Below are 21,764 nucleotides of genomic sequence, written 5' to 3'. Positions count from 1 at the left end.
CGCGCCATGTCCACTCCTCGGGAGTCTCGAACGAAATCCATCAGTGGCAGGGAACGATGAAGTACACCGGCCGGAAGGTCATGCTGTCCATGGCCGGAATCCCCGAGGTGATCCCGATGGTGTCCCCGTCGTGGGCCTTGAACATTGCGTCGGTGCTGTAGTTGGCAGGGGTCTGGTTGTTCCGCCAGGAGCCGACACCGTTCCACTCGTGCAGGGCGTAGCTGGTGCAGTTCGGCAGTCCGAACACGCGCCCGGAGTAGGACGGGCCGGTGTAGATACAGAAGTCGCCCACGGCACAGTAGTTGTGGACCGTTCCGCCGGTGACCCAGGCGCCCGTGTTGTCGGAGGTGCCGGCCATGGCGGGCTGGGCCAGGAGGCCGATGGCGGCGAATGCGCCGGCCAGTGCGACTGCGGCTGTTCTGCGAATCTTCAAGATCTTGTCCTCTGTGGGTCGGTGCAGGGAGTGCGGCTGATCTGGGTTGACGGCCCTCAGCCGCAGGGGCGCACGTAGTACGCGGGAGTGAGGTTGACGGCGGGCTCGGCCCCGTACTGGAGCCACGCGTGCCCGATGACAACCCCGCGGGCGTCCTTGAATTCGGCATCGGTGTTGTAGCTGTCGGGGGTCTGGTTGTTCTTCCAGGAACCGATGCCGTTCCACTCGTGCATGGCGTAGTCGGTGCAGTTCGGCAGTCCGAACACGCGCCCGGAGTAGAGCATCCCGGTGTAGAGGCAGAAGTCGCCCACGGCGCAGTAGTTGTGGACCGTTCCGCCGGTGACCCAGGCGCCCGCGTTGTCGTTTCCGCCGGCCGTGGCGGGCGGCGCCAGAAGCCCGATGGCGGCGAATGCGCCGGCCATTGTCACTGCGGCTGCGCTGCGAATCCTCAAGGTTTTTTCCCTCCGTGAATTGATGTGACGAATTTCTAGCAGAGGGGTTGCCGATCGAGTACCTATGACCTCATAGGTCGATCGACCCGTCGGTGAGCCGCGAGCACCTCTAGGGTGAGAAGTACAGACGGGCGACTCCAGGGGGAGCCATGGCACTCGGACACCCGGCCCGATCCCTCGGGATCGTCGCCGCCACCATCGGCCTCGTGCTGGCGGGCGGCGCCCGGCCAGCTTCGGCGGCCGATGCGCCCCTGGCGTACGACGGGCCACAGGCCCTGTCGGTCTACCCGGCGGCGGGCGGACCACCGACCAGAGTGCAGTTCCTGATCGACGGACTGCCCGGCCTCGACGGACCGCCCGACCAGCCGTTTCCGATCAGCTACGACACCCGTGACCTGACCGGGATCGCGGACCTGACCGTGCAGCCGCGGTGCTCCCATGACGGGACGGTGTACGTCTGCGAGACGCGCGCCTTCCACGGCGAGTTCACCAACGGCGACCCCCATCTGGTGGCGGCGAGCGGCAGCAAGCTGGGTGACACCGGGGTTCTGCACATCACGGCGACGCAACCCGAGACGGGCAAGCGGCTCGACACGGACGTCACCGTCGTGATCGGCGGACCGTCGCTGGAGTTCGAACCGATCACGACCCAGACCGTCGAGCAGCCGGGGAACGCGGTGAGCCCGGTGGTGAAGATCGTCAACCGCGGCTCGCTGCCCGCCGACCGGGTCATCCTGACCATCGCCGGAGACACCAGCGAGGAGTTCGCGGAGCGGTTCGCCAACTGCGGATACCAGACCGACAGACCGACGGCGGTCTGCACCATCGACAGCCCGGTCGCCCCCGGTGAGACCGTCACGCTGGACCGACTGCCGCTCATCCTGCCGATGGCCAAGGGGGTGGTGCGGTTCTACGTCAACGCGAACGCGGACTGGCAGGAGGAGAGCCGGCGCAAGCAGAACCAGCACCTCGAACCCGGCTCGGGCCGACGGCTGACCTTCGGCAAGCCCGAGGGCCCGGTCACCACCTCGGGTGCCGCGAACCTCATGAATGCAGGCGGGAACTACACCAACTCGGCCTCCTTCAGCCCCGGGCCGCCGTCCCGCACCTCGTACCCCAACGACATCGCGACCTTCGGCCGGTGGGCTCCGACCGGCGACGGCCTGAGCGGCACCCTGACGATCGGGGTACGGAACGACGGCCTGGACGAGCCCGGACCGGTCGACGTCCTGCTGGCGCTGCCCGAGGGTGCCACCACAGTCCCGGGTACCGCGTGTACGGCTGACCCGTCGGCACTGGGGTGGCCTTTCCGCTGCAGCACCTCGCTGGCCCGGACCGGCGACGAGAAGACCTTCGACTTCCCCGTGCAGCTCACGGCCGCCGCCGTGGGCGGGCTCGCGCAGATCGCCATGGACCGGCTTGCGGACGACACCCCGGCCAACGACATCGTGACGGTGGCGCTCGCGAACACCGGCGGGTCCGCAGCGGTGCCGCCGGTCACCGCCGGTGGCAGCACCCCCTCGGCCGGATCGGCGGGCCACCGCAGTCGGACCGGTCCGGCGCTCGGGGCCGCCGCCGCAGCAGCGGTGATCGGCGTGGCGGCCGTCGTCACGCTCCGCCGCCGTGCCCGCCGACCGGCGGACGGGCCGTCAGGGCCGTGATGCCTCCGGCAGGGTGAGGCTGTTGCTCCTTCTCTCGCTGCGTCGGCGGACGGTCGTGGCAGGCGGGGCTCGCCGAATGGCGGACCGTCAGCAGCCGACCGTTCGCCTGCGATGCGTCGCTCCCCGAGGATGGGAGGACCGCACCTGACGCACGAGGAGAACACCCGTGGTCGTTCACGCCTGCCCGCCGCGATGGCGGCGTACCGCTGCCCGGTACGCCTTGCTGGCCCCCGGAACCGCGATAGCCCTGCTGGCCCCGCTCGCCACCCCGGGCAACGCTGCCGACGGCACCCCGGTGCCGCCGCCTCCGGTGGCGCAGGCCCTCGACGGGGAGCAGCCGCTGGCCTCCACCAGGGAGGTCACCAGCCAGTGCGCCACGGCCGGGGCCTGCAGCTTCCGGATGTACGACCGGGCACCGCGTGAGTTCAGCAGCGGCGTGCTCTCGGTGGGCAACGCGGCGATCAACTGCACCGACGGCGACATGGTGATCGACCGCACCGTCACCTTCGTGACCAGCAGCACCGACAACATCGGCGGCGAGATCTCCGGGCGCGCGGCCATCGAGGGCGGGGTGGACACCACGGTGACCGCCTCGGCCACGGGCACCCTGACACCGGGTATGACCAACAGCGTGACCCAGTACGGGCCGAACAAGGACAAGGGCCCGACCACGCAGGACCTGGCATCGAACGCCCTCACGGCCCCGGTGACGGTGGCGGGCTCCAACGCGCTGCACCTCGGGGCCAAAGCCACCTTCGAACTGGCCTTCAAGGCCTCGTTCGCGCGCAGCTGGCAGGCGCAGAGCACCGAGTCGACCAAGGTGACCTTCACCGTCAGTGCCGGTGACGAGATCCAGTTCGGCCTGGTGAACGCGATGTCGCGCACCGCCGGCGAGTTGAAGGTGAACGACACCGGCAAGCTGATCAAGAACGTGACGGTGGACAGCCCTTCCAGCGTGACGGCCAGCTCGATCGTCGCGCAGACCTTCGCCGCCCGGGACAGGTGCCTCTCGCTGCGCCCGCCGGGCCGCGCGCTCGGCGACGGCCCGGTCGAGCTCGCTCCCGAGCGCTCCGGCCGGGCGCCGGACGCGGTGTACGTCCTCACCGCGTCGGGCACTTGGGAGCGGATGTGAGGCGCCGGGCGGTGCTGCCCGCCGCCGCGCTGACCGCGCTGGCGCTCTGTGCCGGTCCCGCCGCAGCCGAGGAGGCCCCCGTGGAGGACACCGCTGCCGCCGCGCAGGCCTTCGACGGGGACACCCCGCTCGCGGATGCCCCCGCGCTGGCCCGGGGCTGCGGACAGGAGTACGGGTGCAGCTTCCGCGTGCTGCCGGGCCTGTCCCGGGAGTTCACCACCGCCGTGGTCTCGCTCGGCAACGCGGCGGTCAACTGCACCAACCGGCCGATCACGGTCGAGCGCACGGTGGCACTGGAGTCGAGCACCACCGACAACATCGCGGGTGAGATCTCCGGCAGCGCCACACTGGAGGGCACGATCGACAACACCACGGACGTCTCCGGCAGCGCCGGGATCAGCAACACCACCACCGGCACCCACACCGACATCACCGCGCCGAGCGACAAGGGCCCCAACGCGGACATCGCCAACGGCGGTTCGGTGACCGTGGCCGGCTCGGTGACGGGTGCCGCCCAGCTGAAGCTCAGCGCCAAGGCGACCTTCGCCCTGGCCTACCGGGCCAGTTTCTCGCACGAGTGGAAGCGGACCAGCACCGAGACCACCACGGTGAGGTTCACCGTGCGCCAGGGCGACGAGCTGCAGTTCGGGGTGCTGAACGCGATGACCCGTACCGTGGGCGTGCTGGGGGTGGACGGCACCGGAAAGCTGATCAAGAACGTCGTGGTGGACAGCCCCTCGACCGTCAACGTCAGCTCGGTGGTGGCACAGACCTTCAGCGCGACGGACCGCTGCCTGTCCCTGCGCCCGCCCGGCCGGTCGCTGCCGGACGGCCTGCTGGAGGTGGCGCCCGGAGCTGCCCCGGCCGGACCGGTCGAGCGGTACCGGCTTGCGCCGGAAGGGAGTTGGGCCCGGCAGTAGACGGCCCGGACGGCCCCCGCCTCGAAGGCGGGGGCCGTTGCCGTGCGGTCGGCGGTTACGGGGTGAGCGGTACCGTTCTGGTCCGCACCCCGGCGGGCGGGGCGTCCACCGTGATCAGGCGCCGGTCCGGGTTCGCGCCGTTGTCGGGGGTGCCCGCCGTCGGCCGGGCGGTGCCGCAGCGTTGGAGCTCGGTCTCGGTGAGCGGGCCGGTGCGCTGGAAGTAGCGGTCCGGGAGGGCGACCGCCGGGACGTCGAGGACGGCGTCGAGACGGTACTTGTTGCGGGGGTTGGTGAAGCTGCCGACCACGCGCTCGCGGGCGGGCTGCACCTCGATCCAACTCACCTCGCCCGGCTGGATGGTGGGGTTGAGCGCCTTGGTGCTGGTCCGGTTCCAGGTGAGCGGGTTGCTGGTGGCGACGGCCGCCGCGTTGCCGCCGCCGGCCGCGTACCCGGCGGCGGCCTGGGCAGCCAGGTTGGGGCGGCTCTGCGAGAGGTCCGAGCGGCTGGGGACCAGCGGGGCACCCTTGAGCGCGTAGTACTGGGTGAGACTGTCGTACGAAGGCTCGGTGACCTCGATGCTCCGGTCGTCCACCACCGCGTTGCGGCTGCAGTTGACGTACACCTCGCCGACGATCCTGGTCTGGCCGTAGTACCGGTAGGAGTACCGACTGTCCACGGTGAAGCTGCAGTTGGTGGCGGATCCCTCGCAGTCGTCCACCGCCACGCCGGGCTCCAGCGGGTCGTTGCCCCGGTAGGCCTTGGGGCCCGGCAGCTGCTCCTTGCGGATCTTCTGGTCGACCGGTGCGGGCGTCTGCTTCGCCGTCACGTTGGTGATCAGCGGACCGCAGGAGAGCGAGTCGCGGCGCTCCTGGGAGTCGAAGGAGACCATCGGGTTGTCCTCGGTGGCGGTGAACTCGAAGACCCGGCCGGTGGCCCAGTTGGCGGTGCCGACGGTGTCGGTGCCCTTGGTGGTGACCACCGGGTCGGGTGCGGGGCCGGTGGTGATCAGCGAGACGTTGTAGGTCTGGCCGTCCTTCACCTGCGCCGCCGTGCACTGCCGGTGCACACCCGGGCTGTCGTCCCAGGTGAGGGTGACGGCGGAGCCGGCCTTCACGCCCCAGAGGCGGGTGCGCAGCGAGAGGGCCGCACCGTTCCAGTTGAGCGTGGCGGCCTGGTAACCGAGCGGGTGCTGGGCGAGGTTCCGGCCGAAGACGGCGCCGGTGTTGTTGTCCGGCGCCCACTCGGCGTGCCCGGCGGCGGTTCCGTTGTCGGGGGCGACCGGCTGGGCGAAGGTGCCGTTGGGCACCGGGGTGTCGACGGTGTCGGCGGCGTGGGCGGACGGGGCAAGGCTCAGTGCCAGGCCGACTGCCAGGCCGGCCCGGAGCAGGTGGCGTCGCATCAGCAGAACCACCACTCGCTCGGCGGGACCACGGCGTCGCCGGGCTTGAGGTCCGAGGTCAACGCGTTGGGCAGGGCGCAGAGTTCGGCGGCGGCCGTGTTCGGGTCCTGCTCGCGGGGGATCTTGCCGAAGTCGTCGACGGCCTGGGTCTCCTTGGCGATGCCGTCCTTCTCCGCCTTGCCGTCGCCGGCCACTCCCGCCAGGCAGTCCCGGTCGGTGGGCGGGCACTTGTCGATCTTCTCCTTGTCGGCGGCGACGTCCTTGCAGGCGGGGCTGTCGGCGGCCTCTCCGGCGCAGGGGTCGTTCTGTTTCGGCGGCGCCGGTGGTGGGGCGGTCTGCTGGGCCGCGACGTTGGCGATGAGTGCAGGGCAGCCGGCGGTCTCGGTGGCGGTCGAGCTGAACGTGATCTGCGGGGCGTCCTCGGCGGCGGTGAAGGAGTAGGTCCGGCCGATGAACCAGTCGGTCCGGCCGGCCGAGGGGTTGGTGGTGAAGGCACCGGGCGAGTTGGCCGGGCCCGCCACCGAGATGGCGTAGGTCCGGTTGGCGACGCCCTGTTTCACACAGGTGTCGGGGCTGTCGTCCCAGCTGAGAGTCACCGTGGCCCCGGTCCGGACGCCCCGCAGCCGAGTGCTGAGGGAGTTGGAGCCGATGTAGGCGGCCTGGATACCGAGGCGATGGGCCGCACGGGTGGCGGAGATGCGGCCGCTTCCGGTCCAGCCGTCGATCCCGGACTCGAACTGCTTGTCGCTCGGGACCGTCGGCGAGGAGAACGTCCCGTTCACCACCACGGCCGGCTGGGTGTCCTCCGCCCCCGCCGAGGTCGGGGCCACCAGGGCGATGGCGCTACTGAGGGTAATGGCCAGGATTCTGGCTCGCGGTGTGCGCAACACGGACGCTCCCAGTGAAGTCGGCGCATATTCAAGGCACTTGTGCAGGGGTGAACTGATGCGAAGTCAGCCTTCACCGCATGCTTCTGGGGGTGGTCACTATCTGCAACTGCTGACGGGCCGACAGGGCGAATACGAACGATCCGGCTGAGCCAACGGTGTGGATATTCGTTCGAAAACGCACGGCCCTGACGCCGGTAGGGCATGGATCCGCCCGAGCCGACTTCCAGGTCCAGGCTTCGCCGCGCGGCCCGCGTCGTGCGGCCCGGTTCCCGAAGGACTCCATGCCATCGCTCTCCCGCCTCTGCGCGGGGCTGCTCCTTGCTGCCCTGACCGCACTCGGCGCCACCCAGACCACCGCGGCCCGGCACCGACCGGCCGCCGTCGCCCCGCCCGTCCACTCCGTGCCGCTGCACCCCGGCTTCGCCCAGGGCGAGCCCGTCCGGTACTAGACGCCCCTACCTGAGGACAGAGATGCACCTGCTGCACCGCAAGCTCCGCCGCCTGCCCGTCGCCGCCGTCCCCCCCCTGGCGGCGGGCCTGGCCATCCTCGGCACCGTCGCACTGCCCACCTCCGCCGCCTCCGCCTACGACCTGCGGGTACGCGCCTGGGGCCTGAACACCAACGGGCAGCTCGGCGACGGTACCAAGACCCAGCGGCAGACCCCGGTCTCCGTGGTCGGCCTGTCCGGGTCCGAGCTCAACACGGTCGTCGCCGGAGGAAGCGGTACGACCGGCTTCGCGCTGGCCCTGCTCGCCAACGGCACCGTCGAGGCCTGGGGCCGCAACGACAAGGGACAGCTCGGCAACGGCACCAGCAGCGCCACCGACGACTTCGCCGTACCGAGCCTGGTGGCCGGTCTGGGCGCGGTGGACGCGATCGCGGCGGGCGGTTCGCACGCGCTGGCCCTGCTCAAGGACGGCACGGTCAGGGCCTGGGGCGCCAACGACAAGGGCCAGCTCGGCGACGGCACCACCAACGCGGCGGCGACCTCGCTCCCGGTGACGGTGGCCGGGCTGGACGACGTCAAGGCGATCGCGGCCGGAGACGCCTTCAGCATGGCCCTGCTGAAGGACGGCACGGTGAAGACCTGGGGCACCAACGACAAGGGCCAGCTCGGCGTCACCGCCAAGCCCGCCAGCTCGACCGCCGCCCCGCCCGCCGCGACGCCGGCCACCCGCACCACCGCCATGGCGATCCCGGAGCTGACCACCGTCAAGGGCATCGCCGCCGGAGCCTCGCACGCCCTCGCGGTGATCGCGGACGGCACCGTGATGTCCTGGGGCCTGAACGACAAGGGACAGCTGGGCGACGACACCACGGTCAACAAGCCCTACCCGGTGCCGGTGCAGGAGCTGAAGAACGTCACCGGGCTCTCGGCGGGGGCCGGACACACCATCGCCCTGCTCCAGGACCGCACCCTGCGCGGCTGGGGTGCCAACGACAAGGGCCAGGTCGGCGACGGCACCGTCACCCAGCGCACCACCAGCGTGCCGCTGCCCGGGCTGACCGGCGTGGTCGGCATCGCCTCCGGCGCTTCGCACAACCTGGCCGTGCTGGCCGACGGCACCGTCCAGGCCTGGGGCCTGAACGACAAGGGCCAGCTCGGTGACGGCACCCTGCTGCAGCGCAACAACCCGGTCCAGGTGCTCGCCAAGTCCGGGAACGTCTCCACGGTCGCGGCGCCCTCCAACGGCAACTTCAGCCTGGCGCGCTGACGCCCGGCGGGCCGCGATCCGGCCCGCCGACCCTCCAATTCCTTGCAGGAAGGCACCACATGACGAACTCCCGTACCGCGGGCCTGCGCCCGGTGCTCGCCACCGCGGTGGCCGTGCTCACCGCCCTCGGCGTGGCCGCCACGCCGGTCGGTACCGCACACGCGCAGGAGAAGCGGCTCAAGTCCTGGGGCAACAACCGCGCGGGCCAGCTCGGCGACGGCACCTGGACCGACTACCGCACCACGGCCACCACCGTGCTCGGGCTGACCAGCGCCGAGGTGGTGAAGATCGCCGCCGGTGGGGCCGGGCCCACCAACGGCCACGGGCTGGCGCTGCTGACGGACCGAACGGTGCAGGCCTGGGGCGCCAACGGGTCCGGCCAGCTCGGCGACGGCTCGGTCTTCGGCCACAACGCGCCCGGACAGGTCGTCAACCTCACCAATGCCAGCGACATCGCGGCCGGCGGTGCGCACAGCCTGGCCCTGCTGGACGACCAGACCGTGGTCTCCTGGGGCAGGAACAACTACGGCCAGCTCGGCAACGGCACCAACATGGACAGCAGCGTCCCCGTCCGGGTCGAGGGCCTGAACAAGGTGATCGCGATCGCAGGCGGGCTCAACCACAGCCTCGCGCTCCGCCAGGACGGTACGGTCTGGGCCTGGGGCTACAACATCAACGGGCAGCTGGGCGACGGCACTTCGGCCAGTCGCAACGTGCCCTCCCCGGTCGCCGGTCTGACCGGGGTCACCCGGATCGCGGCCGGGTGCAACCACAACCTCGCCCTGGTCGGCCCGCCGAGCGGGGGCACCAAGCCCACCAGCGGGAACTCGCTGAAGGCCTGGGGCTACAACGCCACCGGCCAGCTCGGCGACAACAGCACCATCAACCGCTACGCGCCCGTCGACACCCAGGGCATCTGGCTGGCCGGCGTCTCCCAGATCGCGGCCGGCTGCAACCACAGCCTGGCCGTGACCGACAGCGACAACAGGCTCAAGTCCTGGGGCCAGAACACCTCGGGCCAGGTCGGGGACGGCACCACCGACTACCGCATCACCCCCGTCACCGTCCCGGGCATCAAGGGCGTCCAGCTGGTGGCCGGCGGCCGCGAGCACACCGTCGCCCTGCTCGGCGACAACACCGTCCGGTCCTGGGGTGCCAACGGGTCCGGCCAGCTCGCCAACGGCACCACCACGGACAGCTCCACCCCGGTCACCAGCCTGACCGCGCTGACCGGCGTCGACAAGATCGCCGCCCCGGTCGGCGGGGACTTCAGCCTCGCCAACTGACCCCGGCCCCACGGAGCCCCGGCTCCGGCCCGCCCGGGCCGGAGCCGGGGCCCGGCCGTCCGTACCGACGCGCACCGGGCCGTCAGCCGATCTCCACGACCCGGGCCCAGGCGGGCGGGTGGTCCGGGACGTACTCGGGGTCGTCCTCGTCGGAGGATCGGCCCGGCTGGGGGCGGGGGAAGAGGCCGACCACGGTGCGGCACGGGGGCCGGGCGTCGGGCCACGGCGTCTGACCGTCGGTCAGGGCCACAATGACGTCCGGGCGCGGGTTCTGCCGCAGGGCCCGGGCGAAGCCGGTGCGCAGGTCGGTGCCGCCGCCGCCGATCAGGGGGATGCCTTCGGCGCTGCAGAGCGGGTGCACCAGATGGGCGGCGGCGTCGCAGGGGAGCACGCTGACCAGGTCGCGGCGGCCGCCGACCGCGCGCGAGATCGCGGCCACCTCGTGCAGGGCGCTGCCCAGTTCGGTGTCGCTGACCGAGCCGGAGGTGTCGATGATCACGCAGACCCGGGGCGGCCTGCGGCGCAGACTGGGCAGGATCGCGCCGGGCACCCCGGCCGAGCGGCGGGCCGGGCGGCCGTACGTGTAGTCCTCGCCCGCGCCCGCGCCGGAGGCGGCCGACCGGACCGCCGCGCCGAGCAGCTCCCGCCAGGGCTGCGGCGGGTGGAACACCTGCTCGGCCCAGCGCTGCCACCCCTGCGAGGCCAGGCCCGGTCGGCCGGTGATGCCGTCGGCCACCCGGAACCGGACCGCGTCCCGCTCCTGCGCGCTGAGCCCGTGCGCGCCGTCCGGGCCGAGCTCCCAGTCCCGGTCGAGCCCGTCGGCACCGCTGCCGCAGTCGAGCCAGCTCAGGTCCTGGGTCAGCGGGCCGAGGGTGAACAGGCGGAGGTAGTCCTCCATCAGCTGGCCCTCGGGGAGCTGCAGCAGACCCGGCACGATCGCGCCTGCGGGCCGGACCAGTCCGTCCCCGAACGCGTCGTCGTTGATCTCGAAGTCGGCGGCGATGTTCATCCGCAACCGGTCGCCGGTGCCGGTGAGTTCGCGTTCGCGGGCGACCCGGTCGCTGCGCCCGTGGTGGTCCCGGAGCAGGTGCGAGACCTCGTGCACCCAGACGCCGGCCAGGTCCTCCACCGGGGTGCGGTCGACGAACGCGGGTGAGGCGTAGCAGCGCCAGTGCCGGTCGACGGCCATGGTCGGGACCCGGCGGGACTCCACCACGTGCAGGGCGAACAGCGCCGTGGCGAGGTAGGGGCGGACCCGGGCGGCGTGCAGGCGGGCGGCGAAGAGCTTCTCGCGGTCGAGCGGCCGGGGTGCGGGGGCGGTGGTCGCGGCAGGTGTGCTCATCGGCCCGCCTTCGCGGCGACCAGGGCCGCCACCTGGTCGGCCCGCCGGGACAGGGTGACCACGCCCGCGAGGTGCTCGATCGTGGCGGGTACGTCCCAGTCCGGCCGGCGGAGCGAGGCGAGGGTGGTCGCGGGGACGACGACCAGGTCCGGGGCGCCGGTCTCCAGCGCCCGGACCAGCAGCGTCCACGCCGCGTCCCAGCGCGCCTTCTCGGGGCGCTTGCGGACGGCCGCCACCACGCCGTCCAGGACGGCCTGCCGCAGGTCGCCGCGTTCGGGCAGGACGGCGGCGGCCGGGTCGGCGAGCAGGGTCTCGGGGTCGGGGAGGTCCATCCGGTCCAGGCCCGCTAGCAGTTCGAGCCCGGGGCCGTCCCCGACCGTGCCCCGGACCAGGAGCGAGAGCACCTCCCGGGAGGAGCCGGCGGCGGTGGCGAACGCGACCAGCGCGAGCGTCATCTCCCAGCTCCGGGGTGAGGGCCAGGGGCCGCCCCGGCGGGTCTCGCCGCTGGGCAGCCGGTGCACCAGCGCGGGGCGGGCGGCGAGCAGGGTGCAGACCGCGCGGCGGGCGAACTCCACGGCGGCGGGCAGTCGTTCGGGGTCGAGCCGGGGCAGTTCGGCCCGGGGCCAGGTGCCGCCGAGCCCGCGCACCACGACCTCGTGGTCGTGGGTCCACTGGAGGTGGACGAAGCGGTTGGCCAGCGGCGGGCTCAGCTCCCAGCCGTCGGCGGCCGAGGCGCGCGGGTTGGCGGCGGCCACGATCCTTACCCCGGGCGGGAGTTGGAGCGAGCCGATGCGCCGTTCGAGCACCAGGCGGAGCAGGGCGGCCTGGACGGCCGGCGGCGCGGTGGAGAGCTCGTCCAGGAAGAGCAGCCCCCGGCCGGCCCGGACCAGCCGGACGGCCCAGTCCGGCGGGGCCATCGGAACGCCCTGCTCGGCGGGGTCGGGGCCGAGGATGGGCAGCCCGGCGAAGTCGGACGGTTCGTGGACGCTGGCGATCACGGTGGTGAGCGGGAGGTCCAGCGCGGCGGCGAGCTGGTTCAGGGCCGCGGTCTTGCCGATGCCCGGCTCGCCCCAGAGCAGGACGGGCAGGTCGGCGGCGACGGCCAGGGTCAGCGCCTCCAGCTGGACGTCGGGGCGCGGTTCGGTGCCGGTGGCGCGGAGCAGGGTCAACAGCTCTCCGGCGACGGCGAGTTGGTCGAGTTGGTCGAGTTGGGAGAAGGTGTGCGAAGACATGGGTGATCACCTGTGGGGTTCGTGGTGGGTGAAGGCGGAGCGGGCGTCAGCGTGAGGCGTGGCGCGGGTGCATGAGGGTGCGCCGGTGGCGCCGGGGGTCCCGGTGGGTGCGGCGGGGTTCGGGTCCGAGCAGGCCCGATCTGAACAGCCCGTACTCGATCCGCCGTTGCGCGGCCGTCTCCAACTCGTCCCGCAGCGAGCCGCCGCGCAGCATCGCGTCGGGGCCGAGCAGGCGCTCGACCACGGCCAGGGCACCGGCGGTGTCGCCGTGGTCGAGGCGTTCGCGGACGTCGGACAGGCAGTCGGGTCGGCGGTGCGCCAGATCGATCTCCTGCAGGCAGGGCAGGGGAGTTCCGGTCAGGGCGGCCAGCAGCTCCTCCCGGCGGAGCTCGGCCGGGTCGTGGTCCAGCGCCGCGAGTACTCCGTCGACCACGCCGATCCGGTGCCGGGAGCCCCGGCAGTCGACCAGGTGCAGCGACGGGTCGGCGGTCGGGGCGGCGTCGGCGGACGGGTGGTCCGGCACCAGTGCGGCGGCGACCAGCGGATGCAGCTCCTCGGGCCGGATCAGGCCGGCCCGGAGCAGTTCCAGGTCGGGCAGCAGCCAGGTCGCCGCGTCGGGCAGGACCGCTTCGGGTCGGGCCGGTCCGGGTGGGACCGGGCCGCCGCGGCCGGTCGTGATCCGGAGCCCGGGCGGCCGGTCCGGGTCCGGGTCCAGGTCGAGGGCCAGCCGGTGGCGGCCCCCGAGCCGAACGGTGACGGTGCCGTGCGACCGCCCTTCGGCCCGGAGCAGCAGCCGTGCCTCGGCCGCCCAGCGGTGGGTGGCCCAGGGAAGGTCCGGTGCTCCGGTCAACTCCGCTGGGGGCAGCAGCTGTTCGGCACTTCCGGACCGGATGCCCAGCTCCTCGGTCCGGCGCGCGTCCCAGAGATGGCGGTGCAGGTCGAGCCGGAACCGCCGGTGGGGATGGGGATGCTGCCAGGCGCCGGTGGTGGAGCCGTCCCACAGGGCGAGGCTGATCCGCTGGCCGGCGTCCGTCCGGGCGGGCGGTGTCCGGACCACCAGGTGCACCGGGTCCTCGCCGTCCCGCCCGTACCGGGCCAGGGCGACCGTGAGCCCGGGCCGCAACAGGCCGTCAGGGGCGATTCTCGGGAGGTGCCAGCGCAGCAGGTCGGGTGCCAGGTGGCGTAGGTCCGCCCGGATCCGGGCCGTGAGCTCGCGGCCGTGGGTACGGGCGAGGGAGCGGAGGTCCAGATCGACGTCGACGCGGGTGGCGGCGGCCGCCCCGGCCCAGTCGCCGCTGCGGCGGCGGGCGGTGGCGGTCTCGATCATGGAGGGCGGCACGGCGAACCTGCGCACGCGCTGCCAGCGGGAGAGACGGGAGTCCTCGGTCGCGGTTCCAGTGAGCATCAGCACTCACTTCGCGCGGCAGAGACCCCCGATCCGGTGTCGGAGTAGGTGATCATCGCGGCGAGCGTACCGCCCGCCGCCCGGTCGCGCCATCACTTTTCGCGGCGGACGACCACGGCGGCGGGCGACCGGGGGCGGACGCCAACACCGGTGCGTTCAGGCCAGGGTGACGGTCACGTTCTCGAAGCCGGTCGAGCGGAGCAGCCCGCTGAGCATGTCCCGGGTGCTGTCCTCGGCCTTGGCGACCAGGGCGGTGTCCTGGGCGGCCTGCCCGATCTTCTGCACGGCCAGCTGCTCGACCTGCTGCTGGTTGCCGGGGTTGCTGCCGAAGAAGTCGCCGATCCGGTCGAACAGGCCGCGCTGCTGCAGGTAGACGTAGGACCGGTTCAAGTCGATGGAAGGCGGGGCGAGTTGGGCGTGCGGAATGGTGACCGCGACGGTGCGCCGGTCCGCGGAGACGGTGATCGCGGAGGGGTCGAGGCCGCTGAGGTCGACGTAGGCGTCGACCGTTCCGGCGGCGACGTAGAGGGTGCGGTGGCCGAGCAGCTGGGAGGGCAGGAACGCGGCCTCGTGGTCGAGGTCGACGATCACCTGGAAGTTGCCCTGGGCGCCGGTGAAGCGCTTCATCTGCTGGATGGACTGCAGCAGGACGGGCTGGCTGCGGTCCACGGTCCGTTGGGCGAACGGATTGGGCAGGCTGGGGAACAGCCCGGCCTGGGCGCCGGCCAGGAAGACCGCGACGATGGCGGCCAGCGTCACGGGCAGGCTCAGGTACCAGGGGAAGCCACGGCGCGGCCGGGCGGCGGGGGCCCGGTCTTCGCGGGGCGTGCCGGTCTGCTTGCGGAGACGTCCGAACGTTGCCATGGGCCTCCTCTACCCGGCATCTGTCGGGGCATGCCCACCGGGTGGAGTTCCGCTCGCTCAACGACTGCTGAGCGCAGTGGAGTTGAGCGATGGCCGGGCCGCCCCGCACGAGGGTGGCCCGGCCGCCGGGTCAGCCCGCGATCACCGGGTAGTGGTCGGAGAGGTCGTTGTAGGTGTACGTCTTGCCCCAGCTGCTGACCGACCAGGGCGTGCTGTGGAAGCGCAGCACCTGGTTGCCGTAGCTCTGCGGGCGGGCGTGGTCGGCCCGGTAGAGCACGTAGTCCAGGTCCTCGTTCGGCTCGCCCGGGTAGCGGTACGAGGCGATCGAGTTGTCCTTGACGTCGAAGGAGTTCGCCCAGCCCGAGCGGGTGGTGGCCGGGGCGAGGTTGCCGTTGGTCAGCATCGACGGGTACTCGGAGCCGTGCGAGTCGACGTTGAGGTCCCCGGCCAGCAGCACCGGCTCGTTCGCCGGGATGCCCTTGCCGTCGACGAAGGTGCGGATGGTGTTGAGCTGGGCGGCCCGCACGGTGGCCGGCTGGCCGCTGGAGCAGCCGGAGTCGGTGGACTGCAGGTGGGTGCCGAGCACGTGGGTGCGCTGGCCGTTGACGTTCAGCACCGCGTAGACGAAGCCCTTGTTCGACCACCAGTCGGCGCCGCAGGCGTCCTTGAAGACGTACTGCTCCTTGCGCAGGATCGGCCACTTGCTGAGCAGCGTCACCCCGCCGTCCTCGGGGGTGGTGGAGCTGTAGCTGCCGCCGGTGGCGTCCCAGCCGCTGGTCGAACGGCCGACCACCGGGGTGTGGTACGGGTACGCCGCCGAGGCGAGCGAGACCAGCTTGTCGGAGGCGGCGTTGTCGAACGCCTCCTGGAGCACCACCACGTCGTTGCCCTGGAAGAACGGCGCCGCCGCGATCTGGGTGGCCCGGTGGTCCTGGCCCCAGTTGGGGTAGAGGCTGGTGCTCATCAGGAAGGTGTTGTACGTCAGCACCTTGAGCGGCGCGACGGTGGCCGGGGCCTGCTCGGCGTGCGCGGCGGGGGCGGCGGCGAGCGAGCCGAGCAGCGCGGCGGCGGCGAGGGCGGCCGTGCGGCGGAGGGACGTGTGGGGCATCGAGGCTCCGTGGAGAGGGATGACGGGCTCGTCGGGCAACGAGGTGTTGTGCAGTCAACTCGCGCTTGTTCACGACCTTCAAGACGTCGGGCGAGCATCTGATGAACTCGGCTGGAACTAGACCTACTGTCAGGTACGTACCTGGACGAAGGGCGCCGGGGTTCGGAATTTCCGAACCCCGGACCCGGGTGGCCGCCCCAGTGCGCCCCCGACCTGCGGTTCCGTAGGTTCGGAGCAGCGTCGGCGACCGCCGGCCACCGAGGGAGGCCCCGATGCCCGGCACCGAGCACGACCGCTCCGCAGCACCCCCGTTCGCACTGGAACTGCGCGGGGTGACCCGCCGCCACGGCCGCGGCAGCGCGGCGGTGCACGCGCTGCGCGGAGTCGACCTGCGGCTGCCCCGGGGGAGCTTCACCGCCGTGATGGGCCCGTCGGGATCGGGCAAGAGCACCCTGCTCCAGTGCGCCGCCGGACTCGACCGCCCGACCGGGGGATCGGTCCGGCTGGGCGGGCAGGAGCTCGGCCGGATGCGGGAGCGGCGGCTGACCCGGCTGCGGCGGGCCCGGATCGGCTTCGTCTTCCAACAGTTCAACCTGCTGCCCGCCCTGACGGTGGAACAGAACGTACTGCTGCCGCTGCGCCTGGACGGCCGCCGGGCCGACCGCGGCCGGGCGGCCCGCGCCCTGGCCGAGGTCGGCCTCGCGGGCCGGGCCCGGCAGCGCCCGGGGCAGCTCTCCGGCGGCCAGCAGCAGCGGGTCGCGATCGCCCGCGCGCTGATCACCGAGCCCGAGGTGGTCTTCGCGGACGAGCCCACCGGCGCGCTGGACGCCGGCACGGCGGCGGAGATCCTCGACCTGCTCCGGCACTCGGTCGACCGGCTCGGGGCCACCGTGGTCATGGTCACCCACGACGCGGCCGCAGCGGCCCGGGCCGACCGGGTGCTGGTCCTCGACCAGGGTCTGATCACCGCCGAGCTCGCCCCCGACCCGGGCGAGAGCCACGAGCAGGCGGCCCGGCGGATCGCCGCCCGGATGCGTGCCCTCACGACGCACCGTCAGCAGGTGGCGGCATGACCACCGGACTCGCCCGCGCCTCGCTGCGCGCCCGCCCCGCCAGTGCGACCGGGGTGTTCTGCGCCCTGGTGCTCGCCGCGACGGTGATCACCGCCTCGGTGGCGGTCCTGATCACCGCCTCGGGTGCGCCGCCCTCGCCGCAGCGGGAGGACCTGACCACGATCGGGGTGGGCTTCACCCTGGTCACCGTCTACCTGTCGATCTTCAGTACCGCCCAGGTCGCCGCCCTGGCGGTGGCCCAGCGGCAGCGGGAGACCGCGCTGCTGCGGGCGATCGGCGCCGGGCCCTGGCAGCTCCGCCGGGCGGTCGCGGCCGAGACGCTGCTCACCGCGCTGCCCGCGCTGCCGACCGGCTACGGCCTCGGATTGCTGCTGGTCCGCTGGTGGTTCGGGGCGATGCGGGATCAGGGGCTGGTACCGCCGGGCCTGACCCTGACCGTCGGTCCGCTGCCGGCCCTGGTGGCCGCGGCCGTCCTGACCGTCAGCTCCCTGCTCGGCGGCCTGCTCGCCGCCCAGCGGGCGGCCAGGGCCCGCCCGGCCGCCGCGCTCGGGGAGTCGGCCGCACCGGGCAGCGGTGTGACCGTGGTGCGGGTGGTGCTCGCGGCGGCCGCGCTGGCCGGGGCGGTGGCGCTGCAACGGGTGGTCACGGCGGGCGGACCCGACCGGGTCGCCGAGCGCGTCCCACTGCTGCTGCTCGCGTACCTGGTGGCGGTCGGCCTGGCCGGCCCGGTGCTCGGACGGCTGGCCGCCGTACCGGCCGGGCTGCTGCTGCGGCGGTTCGGTGCGCCCGGCGAGCTCGCGGTCGCGAACAGCCGGGCCCGGTCGCGCCGCCTGTCGGCGGCGATCACCCCGGTCGCGCTGGTGGTCGCGTTCGCGCTGGCCAAGCTGGGCAGCCTGGTGGGACGTCAGGACCCGCCCTGGATCGACCTGTTCGCGACCGCGCTCTACGGCGGGTTCGCCGCCCTGGTCGCGGCGGACACCCTGGTGATGCTGATGCTGGAGCGCCGCCGCGAGGTGGCCCTGCTCCGGCTGATCGGCGCCGGTCCAAGCCAGCTGGTGCGGATGGCGCTGTACGAGTCGGCGCTGGTCGCCGGTACCGCCTTCGGGCTCGGCGCGGCGGTCGCCGCCGCGGCCACGGCGCCGCTGGTCCGGCTGGGCGCACCCGGCCCGGCCCGGCTGCCCGCCGAGGTCTGGGGCGGGCTGGCACTGGCCGTGACCTCGCTCGTTGTAGTGTCCTCGGTCGGCCCACTGGCCCGCCTGCTGACGGTCCGTCCGGCACCCGGCGGGTCCACCTGAGGAGTGATGTGATGCTGCGGCGGACGCTGCGCGCCCTCGGCGTACCGGTCTCCAGGACCGACCTGCGCGAGCTGGCGTACGCGCTGACCGCTCCGGTCGCCGGTGTGCTGGGGGCGGTGCTGCTCTACCCGCTGCTCGCGTTCGGCCTGGTGCTGGCGGTCACCCACCTCGGGCTGCCGCTGCTGGCCGCCGTGCTGGCCGGCGCGCGCGGGATCGGCACCGTGCACCGCCGGCTGCTGCGGAGCCTGCTCGGCGAGGACGTACCGGCGCCGCCCCGCCCCGGGCCGGGGGTCCGCGCCGCGCTGACCGACGGCGCGGGCTGGCGGACGCTGGCGTTCGGGCTGCTGGCCGCGCCGCTGGGCGTGCTGGTCCTGCTGGTGGCGGTCGGCCTGCGGCTGTACGGCCTCGCCGCCGTGCTCTACCCGCTCTGGTGGCGGTACGTCAGCGCCGACGGGCACCGCGGCCTGAGCCTCGGCACCGGGGCGCTGGACACCGGGCCGAGGGCGCTGCTGGTCGCGCTGGCCGGCCTCGGCGTCTGCGCGCTCGCGGGGTGGGCGGGCCGGCGGCTGCTGGCGCTGACCCGGTGGCTGGGCCGGATGCTGCTCGGGCCGGACCGGCTCTCCGAGCGGGTCAGGGACCTGGAGCAGAGCCGGGCGCTGGTCGTGCACGACTCGGCGATGACGCTCCGTCGGATCGAACGGGACCTGCACGACGGCGCCCAGGCCCAGCTGATCGCCGTCACCATGGCGCTGGCCTCGGCCCGTGGCCGGCTCGGCCGCCGCGACCCCGACGGCACCCTCCCGGCGGCCGACCTGGCGCGCGGTCAGGAGCTGGTCGAGCAGGCGCTCGGCAACGCCAGGGCCGCCGTCTCCGACCTGCGCGACCTGGTCCGCGGCATCCACCCGCCGGTACTGGACACCGGCCTGGACGCCGCGCTGGAGACCCTGGCCGCCCGCACCGGCCTCCCGGTGCGGCTGCGCACCGAGCTGCCGGAGCGGCTCCCCGAGGAGGTCGAGACGATCGCGTACTTCTGCGCCTCGGAGCTGCTCAACAACGCCGCCCGGCACTCGGGCGCCGGGCTGGTCGAGCTGACGGCCGCGCACCGGGACGGCCTGCTGCGCCTGGTGGTGCGGGACGAGGGGCGGGGCGGCGCGGTCCTGGTGCCGGGGACGGCGAAGGGCGGCAGCGGGCTGTCGGGGCTGGCCGAGCGGGTCCGGGCGGTGGACGGGCGGCTGCTGGTGGACAGTCCGGCGGGCGGGCCGACCACCGTTACGGTGGAGGTGCCCAGCTGAGCCGGTGCCGAGCGGCACCGACGACGACACCGGAGGACCGGGATCTTGCGCATCGTGATGGCCGAGGACGCGGCCGTGCTCCGGCACGGCATGGTCCAACTGCTCGGTGAGCGCGGCTTCGACGTGGTGGCGGCGGTCGGTGACGCCGAGGCGCTGCACGCCGCCGTCGCCGAGCACCGGCCGGACCTGGTGGTGGCGGACGTCCGGATGCCGCCCGGCCACACCGACGAGGGGCTGCGGGCGGCGATCGCGCTCCGGCTGGAGTACCCGGAGCTGGGCGTGCTGCTGTTCTCCCAGTACATCGAGACCCGCTACACCGCGCGGCTGCTGGCCACCGGGGCGTCCGGGATCGGGTACCTGCTCAAGGACCGGGTCGCCGACGTGGACGACTTCGTGGACGCGATCCACCGGGTGGCGGCGGGCGGCACCGCGCTCGACCCGGAGGTGGTCTCGCAGCTGATGGCGGTCCGTCGGCGCGACAGCGGCATCGACGCGCTGAGCCCGCGTGAGCGCGTGGTGCTGGTGCTGATGGCCCAGGGGCTGACCAACGCCGCCGTCGCGACCGCGCTGACGGTCACTCAGCGGGCGGTGGAGAAGCACGTGGCGGGCATCTTCGCGAAGCTGGACCTGCCCCGGACCGACACCGAGCACCGGCGGGTGCTGGCCGTGCTGCGCTACCTGGGCGCGGAGCCGAGGTAGCGCGGCGTTCACGCGGGCCGGACCGGCCGTTCGCCGTAAGGGGGTTGATCCGGGATCGGTCAGGCCCTTCACTTGTCATGGCGCCGACGGCCGAGTGCCGCGACGCCGTTCCGTCCGCACCGCCTGCCCACCGCACCGCCTGCTCCACCGCACCGTGCTCCGATGCTCCGACACCTCACCCGACGAGTCTGGAGATCCCGCATGCCCCGTTTCCGCCTGAGGCGCACCGTCGTCGCGCTGGTGGCCCTGCCCCTGCTCGCGCTCGGCACCGGCGCGGCCACGGCCGCACCCGCTCCGCACCCTGTGACGGCCGGTCAGTCCCCGTCCGCCGGCCGGGTGTCGGCGATCGAGGACGAGACCGCCCGCACCCTGGCGACCGCCCTCGCCGACCCCGCCCTGCGCGAGCGGCTGCGCGCCGCGACCGCCGCCGACCGCGCTCCCACCGCGCTCGCCCCGTTGGCCGCCGCCGTCCCGGGCGCCCGGGGGCTGGCCGAGGCCGCGGCCCGGGCCGACCGGGCCGTCGCCACCGCCAAGGGCCTGGGCCCGGACCTGGGCCCGCTGCTGCGGGTCCAGCTGGCCGACCCGTCGATGCGCACCGCCCTGGACGCCGGTGCCGCACCGCTGGTGGCCACCGCCGCCACCGACGAGCACGCCAGGACCGTCCGCGCCTACGACAGCGCGGGCCGGGTGCACACCCTCGGCACCGGCACCCTGCCCACCCGGCCGGTCTACCTGGTCGACCTCGACACCGCCACCACCATGAAGGCCGGAATCGAGCTGCTGCAGCGGGAGTTGCGCGCCCGCGGGCAGGCCGACGCCGCGCAGGCGGCGGGCGGCTGGTGGGCCACCAAGATCACCTCGGTCCGGGTGAACGACGACGAGGAGCCCTGGTTCAAGGGCGCCGCCGAGATGTTCGCCCTGGTGACCGGCTTCGGCCAGGACGGCAAGGTCCGGCAGGCGGCGGGCGGCTGGTGGGCCACCAAGATCACCTCGGTCCGGGTGAACGACGACGAGGAGCCCTGGTTCAAGGGCGCCGCCGAGATGTTCGCCCTGGTGACCGGCTTCGGCCAGGACGGCAAGGTCCGGGTCGACTCGGTCGCCATGCCGTACCTCCAGTACGACGGCACCACCTACTACCCGAACCAGATCCTGGTGAACTGGTCGAACTACAAGTACAACCTGGCGGACGTCGTCCTGATGGAGGACGACGGCGACACCAACTACCTGGCGCTGGCCCAGGCGATCGCCGCCGTCCTGCTCACCGTCGCCGACCAGGGCGCCTACATCCCGCTGGTGAACGCCGTCCTGGCCGCCCTGCCGGAGTCCTGGTGGACCGACGACCCGGACTACGTGGAGTCCTGGTACACCCTCGCCCGCAGCAACTCGGGCCGCCTCAACGGGGCCCGCGGCAACGGCTGGATGACCGTCGAGCCGTACTTCGTCCAGCAGTTCTGACCCCGACGGCACCGGCCCCGGCCGCCCCCCCCCGCGGCGCCGCGCCGCGCGCCCCCCCCCGGGGGGTGGGACCCCCCCGGGGGGGGGCCCCCGAGTAGCCCCGCCGCCCA

General features: G+C 73.4%; 20 protein-coding genes. 11 read left to right on the top strand and 9 right to left on the bottom strand.

Annotated features, from left to right (window positions below; all coding sequences use genetic code 11):
- Positions 1 to 40: 40 nt before the first annotated feature.
- Both ABT118_RS27320 and ABT118_RS27315 read right to left on the bottom strand, forming a co-directional pair.
- Positions 41 to 433 (bottom strand): hypothetical protein, encoded by a 393-nt coding sequence (locus ABT118_RS27320; RefSeq protein WP_350674481.1) that lies wholly within the window; start codon positions 431 to 433, stop codon positions 41 to 43.
- 56 nt (positions 434 to 489) lie between these two features.
- Complete coding sequence (locus ABT118_RS27315; RefSeq protein ID WP_350674478.1) at positions 490 to 885, bottom strand: hypothetical protein; 396 nt, start codon at positions 883 to 885, stop codon at positions 490 to 492.
- A gap of 149 nt (positions 886 to 1,034) precedes the next feature.
- Between ABT118_RS27315 and ABT118_RS27310 the strand changes: the two genes are divergently transcribed.
- The 3 genes from ABT118_RS27310 (at position 1,035) to ABT118_RS27300 (ending at position 4,598) form a co-directional block, all read left to right on the top strand.
- Positions 1,035 to 2,546: a hypothetical protein gene (locus ABT118_RS27310; protein WP_350674475.1), complete on the top strand. Its 1,512-nt coding sequence runs from the start codon at positions 1,035 to 1,037 to the stop codon at positions 2,544 to 2,546.
- A 166-nt stretch (positions 2,547 to 2,712) separates the two neighbouring features.
- The gene (locus ABT118_RS27305) at positions 2,713 to 3,678 is read left to right on the top strand and encodes a hypothetical protein (protein ID WP_350674473.1); all 966 of its coding nucleotides are present in this window, start codon (positions 2,713 to 2,715) and stop codon (positions 3,676 to 3,678) included.
- The gene (locus ABT118_RS27300; protein WP_350674470.1) at positions 3,675 to 4,598 is read left to right on the top strand and encodes a hypothetical protein; all 924 of its coding nucleotides are present in this window, start codon (positions 3,675 to 3,677) and stop codon (positions 4,596 to 4,598) included. The genes ABT118_RS27305 and ABT118_RS27300 overlap by 4 nt, the downstream gene beginning before the upstream one ends.
- A gap of 55 nt (positions 4,599 to 4,653) precedes the next feature.
- Here ABT118_RS27300 and ABT118_RS27295 read toward each other — a convergent pair whose 3' ends face one another.
- Positions 4,654 to 5,997, bottom strand: a complete 1,344-nt coding sequence (locus ABT118_RS27295) for a hypothetical protein (protein WP_350674468.1) — start codon at positions 5,995 to 5,997, stop codon at positions 4,654 to 4,656.
- Positions 5,997 to 6,884 (bottom strand): hypothetical protein, encoded by an 888-nt coding sequence (locus tag ABT118_RS27290; protein WP_350674464.1) that lies wholly within the window; start codon positions 6,882 to 6,884, stop codon positions 5,997 to 5,999. Before ABT118_RS27290 ends, ABT118_RS27295 begins: the two co-directional genes overlap by 1 nt.
- Before the next feature lie 284 nt (positions 6,885 to 7,168).
- Here ABT118_RS27290 and ABT118_RS27285 point away from each other — a divergent pair, with 284 nt between their 5' ends.
- Genes ABT118_RS27285 through ABT118_RS27275 form a run of 3 tightly spaced genes read left to right on the top strand, consistent with a single transcriptional unit; the run spans position 7,169 to position 9,889 of the window.
- Positions 7,169 to 7,336, top strand: a complete 168-nt coding sequence (locus ABT118_RS27285; protein ID WP_350674459.1) for a hypothetical protein — start codon at positions 7,169 to 7,171, stop codon at positions 7,334 to 7,336.
- A gap of 22 nt (positions 7,337 to 7,358) precedes the next feature.
- The gene (locus tag ABT118_RS27280; protein WP_350674457.1) at positions 7,359 to 8,603 is read left to right on the top strand and encodes an RCC1 domain-containing protein; all 1,245 of its coding nucleotides are present in this window, start codon (positions 7,359 to 7,361) and stop codon (positions 8,601 to 8,603) included.
- A gap of 59 nt (positions 8,604 to 8,662) precedes the next feature.
- Complete coding sequence (locus tag ABT118_RS27275) at positions 8,663 to 9,889, top strand: RCC1 domain-containing protein (RefSeq protein ID WP_350674454.1); 1,227 nt, start codon at positions 8,663 to 8,665, stop codon at positions 9,887 to 9,889.
- Positions 9,890 to 9,971: 82 nt separating this feature from the next.
- On the opposite strand, the gene ABT118_RS27270 is transcribed toward ABT118_RS27275, so the two are convergent.
- From ABT118_RS27270 to sph, 5 genes are all read right to left on the bottom strand, one after another.
- Entirely contained in the window at positions 9,972 to 11,231 is a 1,260-nt protein-coding gene (locus ABT118_RS27270; protein ID WP_350674452.1) for a vWA domain-containing protein, read from the bottom strand.
- Positions 11,228 to 12,463: an AAA family ATPase gene (locus ABT118_RS27265; RefSeq protein ID WP_350674449.1), complete on the bottom strand. Its 1,236-nt coding sequence runs from the start codon at positions 12,461 to 12,463 to the stop codon at positions 11,228 to 11,230. Before ABT118_RS27265 ends, ABT118_RS27270 begins: the two co-directional genes overlap by 4 nt.
- Before the next feature lie 46 nt (positions 12,464 to 12,509).
- Positions 12,510 to 13,868: a hypothetical protein gene (locus ABT118_RS27260; RefSeq protein WP_350674446.1), complete on the bottom strand. Its 1,359-nt coding sequence runs from the start codon at positions 13,866 to 13,868 to the stop codon at positions 12,510 to 12,512.
- Positions 13,869 to 14,024: 156 nt separating this feature from the next.
- A complete protein-coding gene (locus ABT118_RS27255; RefSeq protein ID WP_350674443.1) occupies positions 14,025 to 14,732 on the bottom strand; it encodes a DUF4230 domain-containing protein in 708 nt (235 codons plus the stop codon).
- A gap of 130 nt (positions 14,733 to 14,862) precedes the next feature.
- Positions 14,863 to 15,840: a sphingomyelin phosphodiesterase gene (sph, locus tag ABT118_RS27250; RefSeq protein ID WP_350674439.1), complete on the bottom strand. Its 978-nt coding sequence runs from the start codon at positions 15,838 to 15,840 to the stop codon at positions 14,863 to 14,865.
- Positions 15,841 to 16,112: 272 nt separating this feature from the next.
- Here sph and ABT118_RS27245 point away from each other — a divergent pair, with 272 nt between their 5' ends.
- The 5 genes from ABT118_RS27245 to ABT118_RS27225 all read left to right on the top strand — a co-directional run bounded on the left by ABT118_RS27245 (position 16,113) and on the right by ABT118_RS27225 (position 21,654).
- Entirely contained in the window at positions 16,113 to 16,913 is an 801-nt protein-coding gene (locus tag ABT118_RS27245) for an ABC transporter ATP-binding protein (RefSeq protein WP_350674435.1), read from the top strand.
- Positions 16,910 to 18,208, top strand: coding sequence for an FtsX-like permease family protein (locus ABT118_RS27240; protein ID WP_350674431.1), 1,299 nt, complete (start codon positions 16,910 to 16,912; stop codon positions 18,206 to 18,208). Before ABT118_RS27245 ends, ABT118_RS27240 begins: the two co-directional genes overlap by 4 nt.
- Before the next feature lie 11 nt (positions 18,209 to 18,219).
- On the top strand, positions 18,220 to 19,500 hold the full coding sequence (locus ABT118_RS27235) for a sensor histidine kinase (protein ID WP_350674428.1): 1,281 nt from the start codon (positions 18,220 to 18,222) through the stop codon (positions 19,498 to 19,500).
- 45 nt (positions 19,501 to 19,545) lie between these two features.
- Positions 19,546 to 20,199 carry a response regulator transcription factor gene (locus tag ABT118_RS27230; protein ID WP_350674425.1) on the top strand — a complete coding sequence of 218 codons (654 nt, stop codon included), beginning with the start codon at positions 19,546 to 19,548 and terminating at the stop codon, positions 20,197 to 20,199.
- A 201-nt stretch (positions 20,200 to 20,400) separates the two neighbouring features.
- The gene (locus ABT118_RS27225) at positions 20,401 to 21,654 is read left to right on the top strand and encodes a DUF3103 family protein (RefSeq protein WP_350674420.1); all 1,254 of its coding nucleotides are present in this window, start codon (positions 20,401 to 20,403) and stop codon (positions 21,652 to 21,654) included.
- Positions 21,655 to 21,764 lie beyond the last annotated feature (110 nt).

The sequence above is a fragment of the Kitasatospora sp. NPDC002040 genome, assembly GCF_040296785.1.
In the GTDB taxonomy this organism is placed as follows: domain Bacteria; phylum Actinomycetota; class Actinomycetes; order Streptomycetales; family Streptomycetaceae; genus Kitasatospora.
The sequence above is the reverse complement of the archived record's forward strand: the minus strand, read 5'-3'. Positions and strand labels throughout refer to the sequence as shown.

What these genes read in the sequence shown, in the direction of transcription:
- ABT118_RS27310 (WP_350674475.1), top strand. Translation starts at nt 1,035, where the DNA reads ATGGCACTCGGACACCCGGCCCGATCCCTCGGGATCGTCGCCGCCACC.
- ABT118_RS27295 (WP_350674468.1), bottom strand. Translation starts at nt 5,997, where the DNA reads ATGCGACGCCACCTGCTCCGGGCCGGCCTGGCAGTCGGCCTGGCACTG.
- ABT118_RS27285 (WP_350674459.1), top strand. Translation starts at nt 7,169, where the DNA reads ATGCCATCGCTCTCCCGCCTCTGCGCGGGGCTGCTCCTTGCTGCCCTG.
- ABT118_RS27280 (WP_350674457.1), top strand. Translation starts at nt 7,359, where the DNA reads ATGCACCTGCTGCACCGCAAGCTCCGCCGCCTGCCCGTCGCCGCCGTC.
- ABT118_RS27275 (WP_350674454.1), top strand. Translation starts at nt 8,663, where the DNA reads ATGACGAACTCCCGTACCGCGGGCCTGCGCCCGGTGCTCGCCACCGCG.
- ABT118_RS27270 (WP_350674452.1), bottom strand. Translation starts at nt 11,231, where the DNA reads ATGAGCACACCTGCCGCGACCACCGCCCCCGCACCCCGGCCGCTCGAC.
- ABT118_RS27265 (WP_350674449.1), bottom strand. Translation starts at nt 12,463, where the DNA reads ATGTCTTCGCACACCTTCTCCCAACTCGACCAACTCGACCAACTCGCC.
- ABT118_RS27260 (WP_350674446.1), bottom strand. Translation starts at nt 13,868, where the DNA reads ATGCTCACTGGAACCGCGACCGAGGACTCCCGTCTCTCCCGCTGGCAG.
- ABT118_RS27255 (WP_350674443.1), bottom strand. Translation starts at nt 14,732, where the DNA reads ATGGCAACGTTCGGACGTCTCCGCAAGCAGACCGGCACGCCCCGCGAA.
- sph (WP_350674439.1), bottom strand. Translation starts at nt 15,840, where the DNA reads ATGCCCCACACGTCCCTCCGCCGCACGGCCGCCCTCGCCGCCGCCGCG.
- ABT118_RS27245 (WP_350674435.1), top strand. Translation starts at nt 16,113, where the DNA reads ATGCCCGGCACCGAGCACGACCGCTCCGCAGCACCCCCGTTCGCACTG.
- ABT118_RS27240 (WP_350674431.1), top strand. Translation starts at nt 16,910, where the DNA reads ATGACCACCGGACTCGCCCGCGCCTCGCTGCGCGCCCGCCCCGCCAGT.
- ABT118_RS27235 (WP_350674428.1), top strand. Translation starts at nt 18,220, where the DNA reads ATGCTGCGGCGGACGCTGCGCGCCCTCGGCGTACCGGTCTCCAGGACC.
- ABT118_RS27225 (WP_350674420.1), top strand. Translation starts at nt 20,401, where the DNA reads ATGCCCCGTTTCCGCCTGAGGCGCACCGTCGTCGCGCTGGTGGCCCTG.